We start from the raw sequence: 14,710 nt of genomic DNA on the forward strand, positions 1-14,710 counted from the left end.
ATCAGTATTGGTGTGTTATGCTTGCCCCGATGACCCGGCTCGGCGAAATCACAGACTTCGCCGAGCGTGGGGTAATTAACTGTTTACAAAATCAGGAAATAAGTCACAACTCTTTTACAATAAAAACTTTACAACATTGCGTCTCTGCGTTTAAACTTTTTGCGGTCTATTCAATTTCAAAGATAGCCTCTTCTTCCAGGAAACCTTCAGAAACTACCGTCATTTTAATATTCTGTTTATTCACCACTTGGGCGGAAAGAAGTATTGAAGGAACCAGCTTGTGACCATTGTTGACTGTAACGTTTGTATTGACAGGTTCTTCATTGGCAAGTTTTATTGCCATACTGGCTGCGGTATATGCCAATGCATCAATAGGTTTGAAAATGGTAATGGTCTGATAGCCGGCAACAATATTCCTGATGGCTTCGAGTTCAGCATCCTGACCTGCCACCAGGACTTCTCTTTGAAGGTTATGTTCCTGGAGTGCTTTAACAGCGCCGCCTGCCAGCTCGTCGTTGCCGGCAATAATGACATCAAGCCCCTGATTAGGATTTGATAAATAGCTGTTAATGATTTCGAAAGCTTCATCGGCATCCCATTTATCTACGTATTCATCTAACACCAGTTTGATGTCGCCTTTTTCAATAAGAGGTTGAAGTACATTCATCCAACCCAGGTGAAGAAGTGTTGCGTTGTAGTCTTTTGTGGGACCCCCGATTAGCGCGTAATAACCTGATGGCGCCATCGTAGCAAGATAATCCGCCTGCAGTTCTCCAATATTAATATTGTCAGTAGAAACATAATAGTCTACATCACAATCACGGATCATGCGGTCGTATGAAATTACCGGAACATCCTTTTCATGAGCTTGTTGTACAATATCGCGTGATGCATGGAGATCCACCGGAATGACAACCAAAACATCAACGCCACTGTAAAGTAACTCAGTGGCTTGTTCTATCTGGGTTGGAGAATTACTGTCGGCAACGCGTATAACCGGGATTCCCCCAAGTTCTTCAACACGTTTTTCAAAAAGTTCTTTATCCTTTTCCCAACGGTCGATACTGAGTGTATCCATTAAAAATCCGATTTTGGGTTTATTGTTACAACTTGCCAGAAGAACAGCAAGCAACAATACCTTTAATAATAATCCGAAAGCTCTCATTGCTAAATTTGTCTAAGTTATTGGTCTAATGGAACTCCTCCCTGCCTGTCCCGATTTATCGGGGAGTAACGGGGACTCGTTTCTTTCGTAAAAAATTTATTAAGTGCGAATGGAACTTATCCCGGGTATTCGAGACTCGTTTCATTAAGAATATTGGTGAAAGCCAAGGGGTTATATGTCAGGGTTAGCCCTAAATAGTGCTCGTCTGTAAGCTCGCAAAAATTTTTACAATATGTATGTCTCTTCAGAAAGTGTCAGTTGCAAGCCAAACACAACAAATATTACTTTACAATTCTCCGTTAAACTTTTACAGATGTCTGGTCATTAATTGTTTACACAATTAATGATGCAAACCACAACTCTTTCATAATAAAAGCTTTGCGCCATTGCGTCTCTGCGTTTAGGCTTTTTTTAACTGCCTCTGGACTTTATGGACAGACACATGATAAGTAGGAATCTTTTCCTACTTTATAGACACGCACTAAGTAGCGATACTTCACATATCTCATATCACTCAGCTTAGACCTTAGTTAATTTACAACTTTTGAAGCTTAGCGTAAAGTATTTTTTACAGGTATTTATTATATTCACCCAAAATATTGACTGACGCTGATGAAAGTAGATTTATCGAAATATGATAACAGTTGGTATAACCCGGGACGGGGAGCAATAGGGCGTGGAATTTGGTACCTGGTAAATGCAGTGTTTTTTATAAGTCCCTTTTTCCCGGTTTCCTCACTCAAGGTTTGGCTACTCAGGTTGTTTGGTGCAGAAATAGGACAGGGGGTTGTCATTAAACCCCGTGTCAATATTAAATACCCCTGGCATTTGAAGGTGGGGGATTATTCATGGATTGGAGAGGAGGTATGGATTGATAATTTATCAAAAGTTACCATCGGGTCCCATTGCTGTCTTTCGCAAGGAGCAATGCTATTGTGTGGTAATCATGATTTTACCAGTAAAACGTTCGATTTGATGGTAGGTGAAATTGTTCTTGAGGATGGTGTCTGGATTGGTGCAAACGCTGTCGTTCCTGGAAATACTACATGTGGCTCGCATTCTGTATTGACCGTTCAGAGTGTTGCATCCGGCCGGCTCGAATCCTGTTGGATATATCGGGGTAATCCGGCTGAGAAGATGAAACCCCGTGCAATTACTCATTGAAACGAAACCCGATTTCTAAGGACGGGTTTCAGTAGACTATACCTAACCTGGACAAGCCAGAACCAAACAAATTTATACATTATCTGTCGCATCTCCGCAGCTTTTTGTTTTTCTTATTACATAATTCTACCGTTCTGTCGCCGCTCCGCGACTATTAACTGTTGTTATAGGGTTGACAATACTAAAACCGCGGAGCGGTGACAGAACGGCAACATTACCAATAAAGTCAGTAACAATTAATCGCGGAGCGGTGACAGAGCATTAATTTTGCCAAAAAACACGAATATCAGGGGTAAGACACTAATCAAAATAGTCGTAATAGATGTTACGAAGAGAAGTCCTGAAAGCTGCATAAATATAATTTCCTTTTATAGTTTCTTTGTTGTTGGTCATTTTCCGGTATCTGGCACCAATGGTCAGGTTCATATTATTCTGTGGGTTTAAGAGAAAAATGACATTCATTTCAGCCTGTGTAAGATTGGATTTAATGCCCTGACCGATGATATGGCCATAATCACCGGGTCGGGTAATATTGGGCTTGTGGATATCACCTCCATAGCTTATATCTCTGGAGGGATCAAGCCCTTTGGTTGCGAACTGGAGTTTTGTTTCAAAATGCCACCGTTTAAGGCGGTATCTTAAAAACGAAATGCTTTCACGAAAGTTAGCACCCAGGGGGTGAGCCAGTTCCTGGTAAAAATGACCGTAATTGGTGACGGGCTGATAATGCGAATAGGTGTATGGGCGTACCTGACTATATTCGGTTAAAAAGTCGAGGTTATCAATGCCAAACAAATTAAAAACTTCCAGGCCGGCAAGAAATCCCTGCTTATTGGCCCACCATTTATCAGATGAGAATATTTCATCATATTTAAATTCTCCGAGCACAAACTGACCATAGAGGGCGGCATCTTGCCAGGGAATGTATTTCATACTGATTCCCATCGTGACATTATCCGGCGAACCCAGATTGTATTCGACAGGCCGGAATATTACAAGTGGCGTGAGGTAATTCACGTCGAGTCCCCGGTATCCGACCGTATCTTCAGCTGCCCAGATTACACTTTCGAACAAGCCGAGGTTAAACCGGTCTCCCAGGTTCCAGCTGAGATAATGAAAGGCTCCGTACTTACTTTCATATCGCGTATCGCCAAGCGTTATATCCCTTTCGTAATGCTTCAGCTCGCTCACCATCATCATATATTTGGCATTCAGGAAAGTAGCGGTCATTTTCAGGTACGGATAGCTGTAGGCATTATCGGACAAAAAGAGCGAGCGATGTCCTTCGCCAATAAAATTTTTTCCGAATCCTGCCTGAAAGTTAAACCAACGACCGGCATTGTATGAAATATAACCCGTCGATTGAGAAAAATCGTGCCCGTTATCACCAAAATCTTTTCGTCGTCCCTGGCCCGGGACAAGTCCCTTTTTGGCAATAAAAGCATCGATATAGCCGGGGAAAGTGGCCTGGTTTTCATACAAATCAACATAAAAACCAACGTTTTTGCCCAGGGAACCTTCAATCATTGCTCCACGGGTGTTGACAAACCAGGAATCGCCGGTCTGACCATCATGGCCCGCCTCGAAATTAAACAGCGGGTTAATACGGACGGATACACCGTCTTTATTCCATTCAAAAAGATTGTCGTGGAGGAAACGGCCGAATATATTCCGATGATCCTTTGATCGTGGTATTCCCCTTTGAATTAAAGAATCCACATTGTAGTATTCTTCTATTTCGTCCAGTCGGAGAGGAGCCAGGGCACTGTGAATATTCTGTCCGGGCACGTTGGTGATACGTTCAACCGGGTTTAATCCGTTGTGTTGCAAGTGATTATATATTTGACCATTTGCACAGGAGCAAAGCAGAGTAAAAACTATAAAGATTTGGTATCGCAGATTCATATCCTTTTAGTGGTGCAATGATTACAACAAATATTGATGAGCCCAATCTAAAAAGCATCTTTGTTGCCAAACTCGTTGTTGTTTTAAATTTTTGGATCCTCATTAACAACAGGTTAACTCCGGTACAAAAATTTAAAACGCCTTGATTTTGACAAAAATATGCTTTTATACTGTACTCATTGATCATTTAAAATCTGATAATCAGGGACATCAGCTTTCTTCATAATAACCCTGGCCATAGCCGTATCCATAGCCGTATCCGTAACGGTATCCGTACCCATAACCGTATTTTAGTCCGCGTTTTCCGCGTTTTACGATCAGGTCGTTGAAGAGCACACCGACACTTTTAATACCTTCATCCTCGATATGATTGAGCGTTTGTGTAAATGCTTCCCTGATGGTGAAATTTTGTCGGGCAAGGAAAATCAGCGTATCGGATTTTCTGGCCAGCAAAATGGGATCGGCCACAACACCCAAGGAGGCGTATCCAAAATAATAACATCGAAACGCTTTTTAAGCTCATCGAAAAGCTGATCGGTTTTTGCCGAGGAGATGAGTTCGGAGGGATTTGGAGGAACCGCCCCCGAAGGTATGATTTCCAGGTTTTCCTGGTTACCGCTGTGGATGATTTCATCAAGGGTGGCCTTGCCAATGTAATATTGAGAAAGTCCGTTAGTGTCATCCAGATTAAAAATCTTATTCAGCCCCGGTTTTCTCATGTCGAATCCCAGTAAGATGGTCTTTTTCCCTGAGTAAGCAAAAACTCCGGCCAGATTAAGTGCACAAAAAGTTTTTCCTTCGCCCGGCATGGAACTGGAAATCGCAATAACAGGAGTTTTGGTTTCGGCCGTCAGATATTCGAGGCGGGTTCTGACTCGCCTGAAAGTTTCGGTAATAACTGAGCGCGGATGGTCGACTATAATGTTTGCGATGCCCTTCTGGCTGTGCATTATATGTCCGATAATGGGCTTTTTTGAAAGCCGTTCGAGTTCTTCCGAAGTTGAGATTTTGTTATTCAGTAATTGCCGAAGTATCAAAAAAGCCAGCGGAACAAGTATGCCTGCAAAGAGAGCCTTTTGACGGTTGGCCGACTTCTTAGGGGATACGATACCTGTAAACCGGGGAGTTTCCAGAACCGAATGGTCGGAAGTGTTGGATGCTTTCTGAATCTGGGCTTCAGATCTCTTCCTGAGCAAAAATGTATAAACCTCACTGTTGAGGTCAAACTGTCGTTCGATGCCCAAAAGTTTTCTTTCTTTTTCGGGAAGCTGATAAAGCTGTCTGGTCACCAGCATTTTTTCATTCTGAAGTCGCTGAATGGATTCCTTAATAATATTTTTTTGATTGATGATAGCTTCTATTAATGTGTTTCTGGCTACAATGATTTGTTTATCCAGTTCTTTTTTGTAAGGGTTTGATTGTCCATTGAGTGTAAGTCGCTCGTTATTTAAATCGATTATTTTTGATATCTGCCCGGCGATGATCGGGTTATCTATTTCGAAAGCAGCAGGCGCCAGCCGTTTTTCAAGAATACTGTCCGTTGAAAAATAATCTTCCAGATAGTTGTAATAGTTCAATGTCAGATTTTTTTCAGATATCCGTGTATTAAGTTCCTGAATTTGTGTAAAAAGATGTTCTGCTTCGGAACTGATATCCTGAATCTGGTGTTCGGTACGGAATGTACTGAGCTGACTTCCTTTCCTGGCCAGGGAATCGGAGATTATAAGAAGCTGTTCTTCTATGAAGCGGATGGTATTGGTTGCAATTTCGTTTTTCTTTTCCAGGTTTGCATTGATAAAGGTTTCGGAAAGCTTTTTGAGAAACGCAATATTTTTCTGATGGTTCGGACCGGTCACCGACAAATTGACAATGGTACTGTTTTCGCCTGATTTCTGAGCCTGAAGAATACTGTAATAATTGGAAGCAAGATTTTCGGGATGATTAAAAACAAAATAAAATGATTTATCGCCGGCGGCTCCCAGGCTGTTATTTTCTATACGGGCTGTAAGCCATGGTGTTTGAATCCATTCTCCAAAATTATATACTTCACTAAAATCAATCCTTCCATTGTGTCCTGAGGTACTTTCAGATTTATAGGTCAAGGTAGAATAATTATCGGCTTTTACTGAAAGCTCAAATCTGTTCTCATCAAGAACGGTTATATACAATGGCACATTGACGATTTGAGAGGCAGCCGGATCGAAGTGAACAACAAATCCCGGGTTGGGATATATCTCAGTATCTTTAAGTCTTCCGGCAGCAAAATAGCTGATATGGAAATCTAACTGGTCGATGGTTTTCCTGATAATATCGCGAGATGTCAGCACGGCAATCTGATTATCAAGATTCCTTTGGCCGGGAGTAAGCCCGAACCCTTCCATCATGTCTTCTTTTGCCCTGTCAGAGTCTCTTTCTTCCATCAGAATAGACATAGAAGCTCTATAAGTGGGAGTGGAATAGCGATGAATGACAAAAACCACTCCGAAAGCAAGCAGAATGGTAACGGCGAAGAGCCACCAAAAATGAAGGAGATCATATAATAGTTTTCTGTAGTCGAGCATCAACTGAGGTGAACCTTCTGAATCGTGTCCGTTGTGGAAATTGTTTGTGCGAATAGTTGTCTTGTTCATTAAATTGCCGCTTTTCCTTGTTTCCTTAAAGTTATTGTGTTATTGCTCTGATGGTAAGATAAATGGCAAGTGCTGAACTGATCATACCGAATGAGAATGTCTCGCCAATACCAAAACTTTTGGCCTTCATAGGTCTCACATAAATAAGGTCGTTAGGATAAATGTAATATTCATCCGAACCCACAATATTTTTATCAGTAATGTCAACGAAAAAGGTTTTGTATCCGTCACCTTCAGGCCGGATGATTTTAATCCGGGTTCTTTTACCGAAAGTTCTTATGTCGCCGGCCAAAGCTATGGCTTCATAAATGGTGATCTGTTCTTTGCCCATTTCTATACGTCCGGGCCTGCCCACTTCGCCAAGTATCACAAAAGAGTCATTGGCCAGTCGCATTTTTACGTGTGCATCACTAACCAGGGGTTCAAGAACTTTCTCCATTCTTTCCCGGGCTTGCTGCAGTGTACAGCCACCGAGGTCGACTTTTCCGACAAAAGGAAAATCTATTTGCATGCTGTCGTCGATCAGGTAGGTGTATAACGACTGATTCAGTTGATTATTTCCGGCTGAAGAACGGGTAGGATTAAAAAACTCCGATAGCTTTGGATTGCTTGTATTGACCTGGATATATAGAAGATCATTGGGTCGCAGAACATAACGTTCGGTAATGGTTGTGAGTTCCTGATAGGGATTCTCATAATTTTTCCTTTCATCCTGATCCTGAAGATAGACTGTTTCTTTTTGTGGAATACAGCCGGTAGTCAGCACTAGCGGCAACATCAAATACAATACATATCGCATAAGAGGATGGTTTGGTTTTAAGGGAAAACTAAAATATTTTTGCATGATATCTGAAAATCTAACGATCTATTTCTGCTTCCTGACAGGAAATATAAAAACAAAATACTAAAAACAAAGGTTTTAGCGTTAGTTATTTACTGATTTCGGATAATAACCTTCATTTTCACGGTCAAATTTATGGTTTTCTTTTAAAAATTTAAACATTCATAAATTTAAGTTTGTCAAAAGGGTTTCATAAATTTGCAGCGAAAAAACTTTCTGATTCATAACAAATCGATGACTGATTATACCACAATTTTAACAATAACATTTGCTGCCCTGATGTCGTTTTTACTTGTGTTTTTATCCGTGCCGACAATACTCAGGGTGGCTTATTCCAAGAATCTGTTTGATGAGCCTGGCAGGCGCCGTATCCATAAAAAGAAAGTTCCGAACCTGGGCGGTTTGGGAATATTTATAGGATTTTTATTTACCTATACGCTTTTTCTCGACTGGTTCGATTTCAACTCTATCCCGTTTCTTATTCCTTCGTTGCTGGTAATTTTTTCAATAGGCATTAAAGATGATATCCTTGTAACAGCCCCCATGATGAAGCTCCTGGGTCAAATTCTTGCGGCTTTTATTATAGTCGGGTTTGGCGACATGCGAATTACAGATTTTCACGGCTTTTTTGGACTTCAGCCAGATTATTTTACCAGTTTGGGAGTGTCTATTTTGCTCATCATTTTTATTGTAAACGGGTTTAATTTAATTGACGGGGTTGACGGTCTGGCAGCTATCAGCGGGGTTATTTCCACGTTAGGTTTTTCGGTATGGTTTTTTCTGAATAACGATATTCATACAACCATTATAGGGGTTATTGTAATTGGTTCGCTGCTGGCTTTTATGTATTACAATGTCTTTTCAAAAACGCAGAAAATATTTATGGGAGATACGGGTTCAATGGTTATTGGTTTTATTCTTGCCGTCCTGGCCATTCGTTTTATGGAATTCAATGCAAGTGCTGTAAGAGATAATCTAAATATACCGATGACATCGGCTCCGGCTGTTGTTGTGGGGATTCTGATTGTTCCCGTCATCGATACCATTCGTGTCTTTTTTCTCAGGTTATCGCGCAGAAACTCACCATTTGTGGCCGATAAAAATCACATCCATCACCGGTTGTTAACGTTAGGATTCTCACACATTCAGGTGGCGCTTATTCTTGGTTTGGTCAATATCTTTTTTACTGTCATTTCTTTTTTACTGAAAGACTTTGGAATGTTGAAACTTATGGCGCTGAATCTCGTATTGGGATTTGTTGTGTTCTACATTCCGTCCATTTTTATCAGGTTGAAGGCAAAAAAAATACGCAATTTGTAATGCAGCCGGGATTAGTGGGGAAGCAGGCATTTCATAATACTTGTATCCGATGAGAAAAAAAATATCGCTAATAACGGTAACCTACCAGTCGGCCAAGACTATTAAAGCCACCATTGACTCGGTTCGTCTTCAAAAACATGCCGATTTTGAGTATATAGTCGTTGACGGTGGATCAGACGATACTACCCCGGATATTCTGGAAAACAGCTCCGACATTATCGACAAATGGATAAGTGAACCTGACAGAGGCATCTACGATGCCATGAACAAAGGTATTAAAATGGCCGAAGGAGAAGTTATCGGGTTTATTCATGCCGATGATGTGCTGGCTACTACAGGAGTGTTAAATCAGGTAAGTGAAAGATTTGATGAGTCTGAATTTCATTTGCTTTACGGAGATTTAGAATATGTGAGTGCAACCGATCCGCAAAAAGTGGTTCGTTACTGGCGAAGCGGTTCGTTCCGGCAGCAGCGCCTGCAACGAGGCTGGATGCCACCACACCCTACTGTTTACTTTAGTCGTGAACTACTCAGAAAGGTCGGATTATTTAATATTGAATACCGGATTTCAGCCGATTATGAATGGCTTCTGAGGGCGCTCTCGGTGCCATCGGTTAAAGTTGAGTATTTGCCTGAAGTAATGGTTCGTATGAGATTGGGAGGGCTCAGTAACGGTTCATTAAGGAATGTTATAGCAAAATCGAGTGAAGACCTCAGGGCTTTGCGCCAGAATAATGTGGGTGGAATGCGTGCCCTTTTTTTAAAGAATGCCTCGAAATTAACGCAGTTTGTTCGACGTAACTGACAGGATCAGATATTATCCTGATAACTTTTTCTGTGTCATCGCCACCATTGCCTGTCCTTTTCCGGTTCTTCCTGTTTTTTTAATTTCATATTGTTTGGCTATTTTAGCAATCCAAATCAAATCATTAAAGCATGGTCATGCGCCCAAAAGGAGCTTCCCCCACAAGGAATTATATTCCTGCCGGAAAAACCGATGGCTTTTCCGATATTAAAAAAATTGCCCGGTTGGTCTGGCGACACTGGGTGTTATTTGCCATTAGTATTCCGCTTTTCATGGGTGCCGTCTATCTTTATCATCGATATACATCTCCTGTTTACAAAGGTTCGGTAACCATGCTTTTCAAAAGTGACTCCGAAAAAATGCTCGACGAGATAAACCTGATGGAGGGATTTGGACTTTCGGCCGAGGTGCGAAACATCGAAAATCAATCGTTCATCATTCGTTCTCAAAAAACAATCAGAGAGGTTATCGACCGTGTCGATTTCAGGGTATCCTATTTTGCCGACGGACACTTTAAAGACACAGAATTATATCACTCTGCTCCATTTAAGATCGAAATAGAAGAGACTCATCCGCAGATATTAAGTGTTCCTATATATATAGACATCCTGCCGGAAGGAAACTACAAGGTTACATCTTCTGCAGAAGAGGGTATACTCCACAGATTCGACCGGTCGGAAGATGTGTCCAGGGCTGTACCGTTCTCTTTCGAACAAGAGGTAAAACCGGGAGAACTCGTTGAACATCCTAACTTTTCATTTCGGATTATTAACGACAACTCAAATTTCCAACCATCTGTTAATAAGTATTTTGTTGAGTTTAAATCACATCAGCAACTCACCGCGCAGTATCGTTCACGCGTGGCAGTGAATAATTATCGCGAGGGTTCTTCTATTGTTTTTATTACCGTGACCGGGCACAATCATCATAAAATAATCCGTTTTTTGAATGTTTTATCGGAAGTGATTGTCGAAACCAATCTGAAACGGAAGAACGATATGGCCACCCGTTCGCTCGAATTTATTCAGAAACAATTGAAAAGTGTTGAAGACACCCTGAATCAGACACAGGAACAGTTGATGGATTTCCGTAAACAAAACCGTTTTATGGTACCGTCCGAATTTGCTAATCGCCTGGCTGATGATTTTCTGGAAAAGGAAAAAGAGATACGCTTGCTGAAACTTAGGTACGATTATCTGTCACAATTAAAAGACAGGCTGTTGAACGGGAGGATGGAAGAGGATTATCTTCTCACCGCTTTTGCAGGTGACGAAGCCGGCCTTGTAAACCAGTTGGTGGGAAAATACATGGAGACCTGGTCGGAGATGAAGACTTTGAAAAAATCTGCCGGAATGGATAATCCATACTATTCACAACTTAACGAAGAACTCGGGGTGATTAGTGAAACCCTCATCCAGGCAATTGACAAACTGATGGAGACCATCCTGATACGACAAAACGAAATTCGTGGACAAATCAGCGACTTGTCGGCCAGAATGGACCACCTGCCCGAACTGGAAAAGGAATACCTGGAGTTGGAAAGAGCATTTAAGCTGAACGATGCTATTTATACATTTCTTCTTCAGAAAAACTCGGAAACCCAGATTGCCAAAGCCTCCAATACTCCAGACAATGAAGTTCTTGATCAGGCAACCATTACCGGCATTGTTGCTCCGGATAAAAAGGGCAATTACGGAAAGGCATTTCTTTTGGCACTGATTATCCCTGCTGCCATAATCGGTTTAAGGGAAGTCCTCAATAACAGAATACGCGACCGGGTGGAAATGGAGGCATTAGCCGGTGAAATACCTTTAATGGGAACCATTGTCAGAAATAGGACGGCGGGAGAAAATATCATTACACAAATGCCTAACTCGTTACTGGCAGAATCTTTTCGGTCGCTCAGAACAAAAATCAAATTTATGTCGCCCGAAAACGGCAGCCGTGTAATACTTGTTACTTCAACAAATACCGGTGAAGGAAAAACTTTTTGTGCATTAAACCTGGCTTCTGTTTTTGCAATATCCGGCAAAAAAGTTGCTTTGCTGGGGTTCGATATGCGAAAACCCCGCCTCTCTGAAATCTTTGATAAACAACAAAAGGCTGGAATATCAAACTTCCTGATAGGGCAGAACAATTTGGATGAAATAATTTATCCTTCGGAGTTGGAAAATCTCTGGCTGGTGCCATCAGGGATTACACCCCCCAATCCTTCGGAATTGATAACCGATGAAAAAACTAAAAATTTATTTGAGCATTTCAAAAACCAATTTGACGTAATTGTTGTGGATACGCCACCTGTTGGATTGGTTGCCGATGCCCGCATTTTGATGCAATATGCCGATTGCCGTTTATTTATCGTCAGAGCAGGGTTGACACATAAAGAGCATTTTGCAGCAACCATTGAAGACCTCAAGAATGAAGAGATCAATCATCTTGGACTGGTATTGAACGATGTAAATCCGGCTGACAAAAGATACGGCTATTACAACACAGGCTATTACGGACATCCTTACGACAGTTGAACCAGGATTGCTGAGCGCAGTCTAAAAAGCATCTTTGTTGCCAAACTCTGTGTTGTTTTAAATTTTTGCATCCTCATTAACAACGGGTTAACTCCGGCACAAAAATTTAAAACGCCTTGATTTTGACAAAAATATGCTTTTTATACCGCACTCATCGCTTTAAATGACCATAAATTCGATGGATTATTATACCGATTATCCGCTTGAGAAATACACAACATTCGGGGTAGCAGCACAGGCAGCCCGTTTTTTCCGATTTGATACTGACGATGAGTTAAAAAAATGGATTTGCTACGAAGGCCATAACCATCCGGAGAAGCTGATATTGGGAGGCGGTAGTAATTTGTTGTTTACCGGAAATTTTGGTGGTACTGTATTGTATCCCGCTTTTAAAGGAATAGAAATCACCGGCGAAGAGGGAGATTCAACCCTGGTGCGCATGGCGGCAGGAGAGGAGTGGGATCGTTGCGTTGAATGGTGTGTTGAAAAAGGTTTGGGAGGTATAGAAAACCTGTCTTTTATTCCAGGCCATGCCGGCGCTGCTGCAGTTCAGAATATTGGCGCTTATGGCGTCGAAATCTCCGATGTTATCGTACAGGCAGACGGGTATTATTTAGATAACGGTGAAGCATTCAGTATGAAGTGCAGTGATTGTGATTACGATTACCGTTACAGTATTTTTAAAGGACCATTGAAAAACAAAGTAGTTATTACATCACTTGTATTACGATTGTCCAGAGTCCCTCGGTTTAATTTGAGTTACGGACAGGTGCAAGAGGCTGTTAAAAAACACGGAAAGATAAATCTGAAGAACATCAGAAATGCCATCATCGATATCCGCAAAGAGAAACTTCCTGATCCTGCTGTTCTTGGGAATGGTGGTAGTTTTTTCAAAAATCCGGTTGTAGAAACATCGGATTTTGAAAAGCTAAAAAAGGCTCATCCGGGAATTGTGGGCTATCCGTTGGAAAATAACAAAGTAAAGATAGCCGCGGGGTGGTTAATAGAAAAGGCCGGATGGAAAGGGAAAAGCTCAGGAAAAGCCGCCGTGCACGAAAAACAAGCGCTTGTGCTGATAAACAGGGGTGGCGCCAGCGGAAAAGAAATTGCCGGCCTGGCCCGTGAAATTCAGTCCGATATACAACAAAAATTCGGGATAAAGCTGGAACCAGAAGTTAATATTATTTGACGTTTCGCTTTTTTATCACCGCCAAATACGACGCTCGCGTAAAGCCCGGCGATACTTAGCGGCATTGATATTATGCTGCCGCAGGGTTTTGGCGAAATTATGATATCCCGAAAAATCGTCTCTGGCGCACATATACAGGTAATCGTGCTCTTCATGGTTTAATACCGCCTGAATTCCCGAAACAGACGGGAACCGTATGGGGCCTGGTGGTAATCCTGCATAAATATATGTATTGTACGGAGAATCAATGTTCAGGTCGCGTGAAAGTACCCTGTTAATTGAAAAATCACCTAAGACAAACTTGATAGTCGGGTCGGCCTGTAATCGCATGTTTCGTTTAAGGCGATTAATGTAAAGTCCGGCTACAGCAGGTTTTTCATCTTCTCTAACGGTTTCTTCATCTACAATACTTGCCAATGTGGCTACTTCAACCGGAGAAAGACCTGCTTCACGCGCCTTTTTCGTTCTCTCTTCGTTCCAGAAATTTTCATATTCCCTGTGCATCCGCTCCAGAAACTCATACGCATCGGTATTCCACCACATTTCATAAGTATTTGGAATAATCATGGCGTACACGGTTGCGGTATCGAAGCCAAAATCCGATAACACGCTGTTGTCATTAAGCAGATCAAGAATGGCAGAGGAGTCGGCTTCTATAGTATTTGAAACTTTTCCTGCCAGGTGGTGTTTCGTCCGAACGTCGCTGAAGGTAAGGCGAACAGGTGTCTGGAGTCCTCCTCTCAGCATATTTACCAACTCATTGTTGCTCATACCGTTCTTTAACTGGTAATGGCCTGGTTTTACATTGCCGGGATACCCCTTCTTTTCAGCCAGCCATTTGAAGTTATCCAGATTCTTTATTGCTCCCGAAATTTCCAGCAAACCGGTAACTTCTGAATAGGTTGCACCTGTGGGTATATAAAGGCTTTGTGTTTCTTTGTTACCGATTTCTACATTTGGTGAGAATATTTTATGTCGAAAGTGTAACAAAAAATATAATCCTGTCCCCACGATTAATGCAGCAACAATGAAAAGACGCAAAAGATTGCGTCCTGTGTTTTTGTTTCGTGTATACATTCGCTTTATCGGCATGACTATTTTTCAGCTGATTGTTAGCATTACTGAGTGCGGTCTAAAAGGCATCTTTATTGCCAAACTCTGTGTTG

11 protein-coding genes are annotated in these 14,710 nt (G+C 41.6%); 5 read left to right on the forward strand and 6 right to left on the reverse strand.

What is annotated here, in order from left to right; genetic code table 11:
• Nucleotides 1–166: 166 nt before the first annotated feature.
• Nucleotides 167–1,165, reverse strand: coding sequence for a D-xylose ABC transporter substrate-binding protein (locus OQ5_RS0103990; RefSeq protein ID WP_016776256.1), 999 nt, complete (start codon nucleotides 1,163–1,165; stop codon nucleotides 167–169).
• Nucleotides 1,166–1,777: 612 nt separating this feature from the next.
• Between OQ5_RS0103990 and OQ5_RS0103995 the strand changes: the two genes are divergently transcribed.
• A complete protein-coding gene (locus OQ5_RS0103995) occupies nucleotides 1,778–2,329 on the forward strand; it encodes a WcaF family extracellular polysaccharide biosynthesis acetyltransferase (RefSeq protein WP_016776257.1) in 552 nt (183 codons plus the stop codon).
• Nucleotides 2,330–2,629: 300 nt separating this feature from the next.
• Here OQ5_RS0103995 and OQ5_RS0104000 read toward each other — a convergent pair whose 3' ends face one another.
• The 4 genes from OQ5_RS0104000 to OQ5_RS0104010 all read right to left on the reverse strand — a co-directional run bounded on the left by OQ5_RS0104000 (nucleotide 2,630) and on the right by OQ5_RS0104010 (nucleotide 7,663).
• Complete coding sequence (locus OQ5_RS0104000; RefSeq protein ID WP_100221870.1) at nucleotides 2,630–4,159, reverse strand: hypothetical protein; 1,530 nt, start codon at nucleotides 4,157–4,159, stop codon at nucleotides 2,630–2,632.
• Between the two features lie 285 nt (nucleotides 4,160–4,444).
• Nucleotides 4,445–4,702 (reverse strand): hypothetical protein, encoded by a 258-nt coding sequence (locus tag OQ5_RS24240; RefSeq protein WP_255297380.1) that lies wholly within the window; start codon nucleotides 4,700–4,702, stop codon nucleotides 4,445–4,447.
• Nucleotides 4,660–6,864, reverse strand: coding sequence for a GumC family protein (locus OQ5_RS20255; RefSeq protein WP_255297381.1), 2,205 nt, complete (start codon nucleotides 6,862–6,864; stop codon nucleotides 4,660–4,662). Before OQ5_RS20255 ends, OQ5_RS24240 begins: the two co-directional genes overlap by 43 nt.
• Nucleotides 6,865–6,895: 31 nt before the next feature.
• Complete coding sequence (locus OQ5_RS0104010) at nucleotides 6,896–7,663, reverse strand: polysaccharide biosynthesis/export family protein (RefSeq protein WP_016776260.1); 768 nt, start codon at nucleotides 7,661–7,663, stop codon at nucleotides 6,896–6,898.
• 240 nt (nucleotides 7,664–7,903) lie between these two features.
• Here OQ5_RS0104010 and OQ5_RS0104015 point away from each other — a divergent pair, with 240 nt between their 5' ends.
• The 4 genes from OQ5_RS0104015 to murB all read left to right on the forward strand — a co-directional run bounded on the left by OQ5_RS0104015 (nucleotide 7,904) and on the right by murB (nucleotide 13,544).
• Nucleotides 7,904–9,025 (forward strand): glycosyltransferase family 4 protein, encoded by a 1,122-nt coding sequence (locus OQ5_RS0104015; RefSeq protein WP_255297382.1) that lies wholly within the window; start codon nucleotides 7,904–7,906, stop codon nucleotides 9,023–9,025.
• A 49-nt stretch (nucleotides 9,026–9,074) separates the two neighbouring features.
• Nucleotides 9,075–9,830, forward strand: a complete 756-nt coding sequence (locus tag OQ5_RS0104020) for a glycosyltransferase family 2 protein (protein ID WP_016776262.1) — start codon at nucleotides 9,075–9,077, stop codon at nucleotides 9,828–9,830.
• A gap of 131 nt (nucleotides 9,831–9,961) precedes the next feature.
• On the forward strand, nucleotides 9,962–12,355 hold the full coding sequence (locus OQ5_RS0104025) for a polysaccharide biosynthesis tyrosine autokinase (protein WP_016776263.1): 2,394 nt from the start codon (nucleotides 9,962–9,964) through the stop codon (nucleotides 12,353–12,355).
• Between the two features lie 178 nt (nucleotides 12,356–12,533).
• Nucleotides 12,534–13,544 (forward strand): UDP-N-acetylmuramate dehydrogenase, encoded by a 1,011-nt coding sequence (murB, locus tag OQ5_RS0104030; protein WP_026055102.1) that lies wholly within the window; start codon nucleotides 12,534–12,536, stop codon nucleotides 13,542–13,544.
• 15 nt (nucleotides 13,545–13,559) lie between these two features.
• Here murB and mltG read toward each other — a convergent pair whose 3' ends face one another.
• Complete coding sequence (mltG, locus tag OQ5_RS0104035; RefSeq protein WP_016776265.1) at nucleotides 13,560–14,621, reverse strand: endolytic transglycosylase MltG; 1,062 nt, start codon at nucleotides 14,619–14,621, stop codon at nucleotides 13,560–13,562.
• Between the last annotated feature and the right edge of the window lie 89 nt (nucleotides 14,622–14,710).

Source organism: Anaerophaga thermohalophila str. Valhall (assembly GCF_000250735.1).
Lineage (GTDB): Bacteria > Bacteroidota > Bacteroidia > Bacteroidales > Marinilabiliaceae > Anaerophaga > Anaerophaga thermohalophila_A.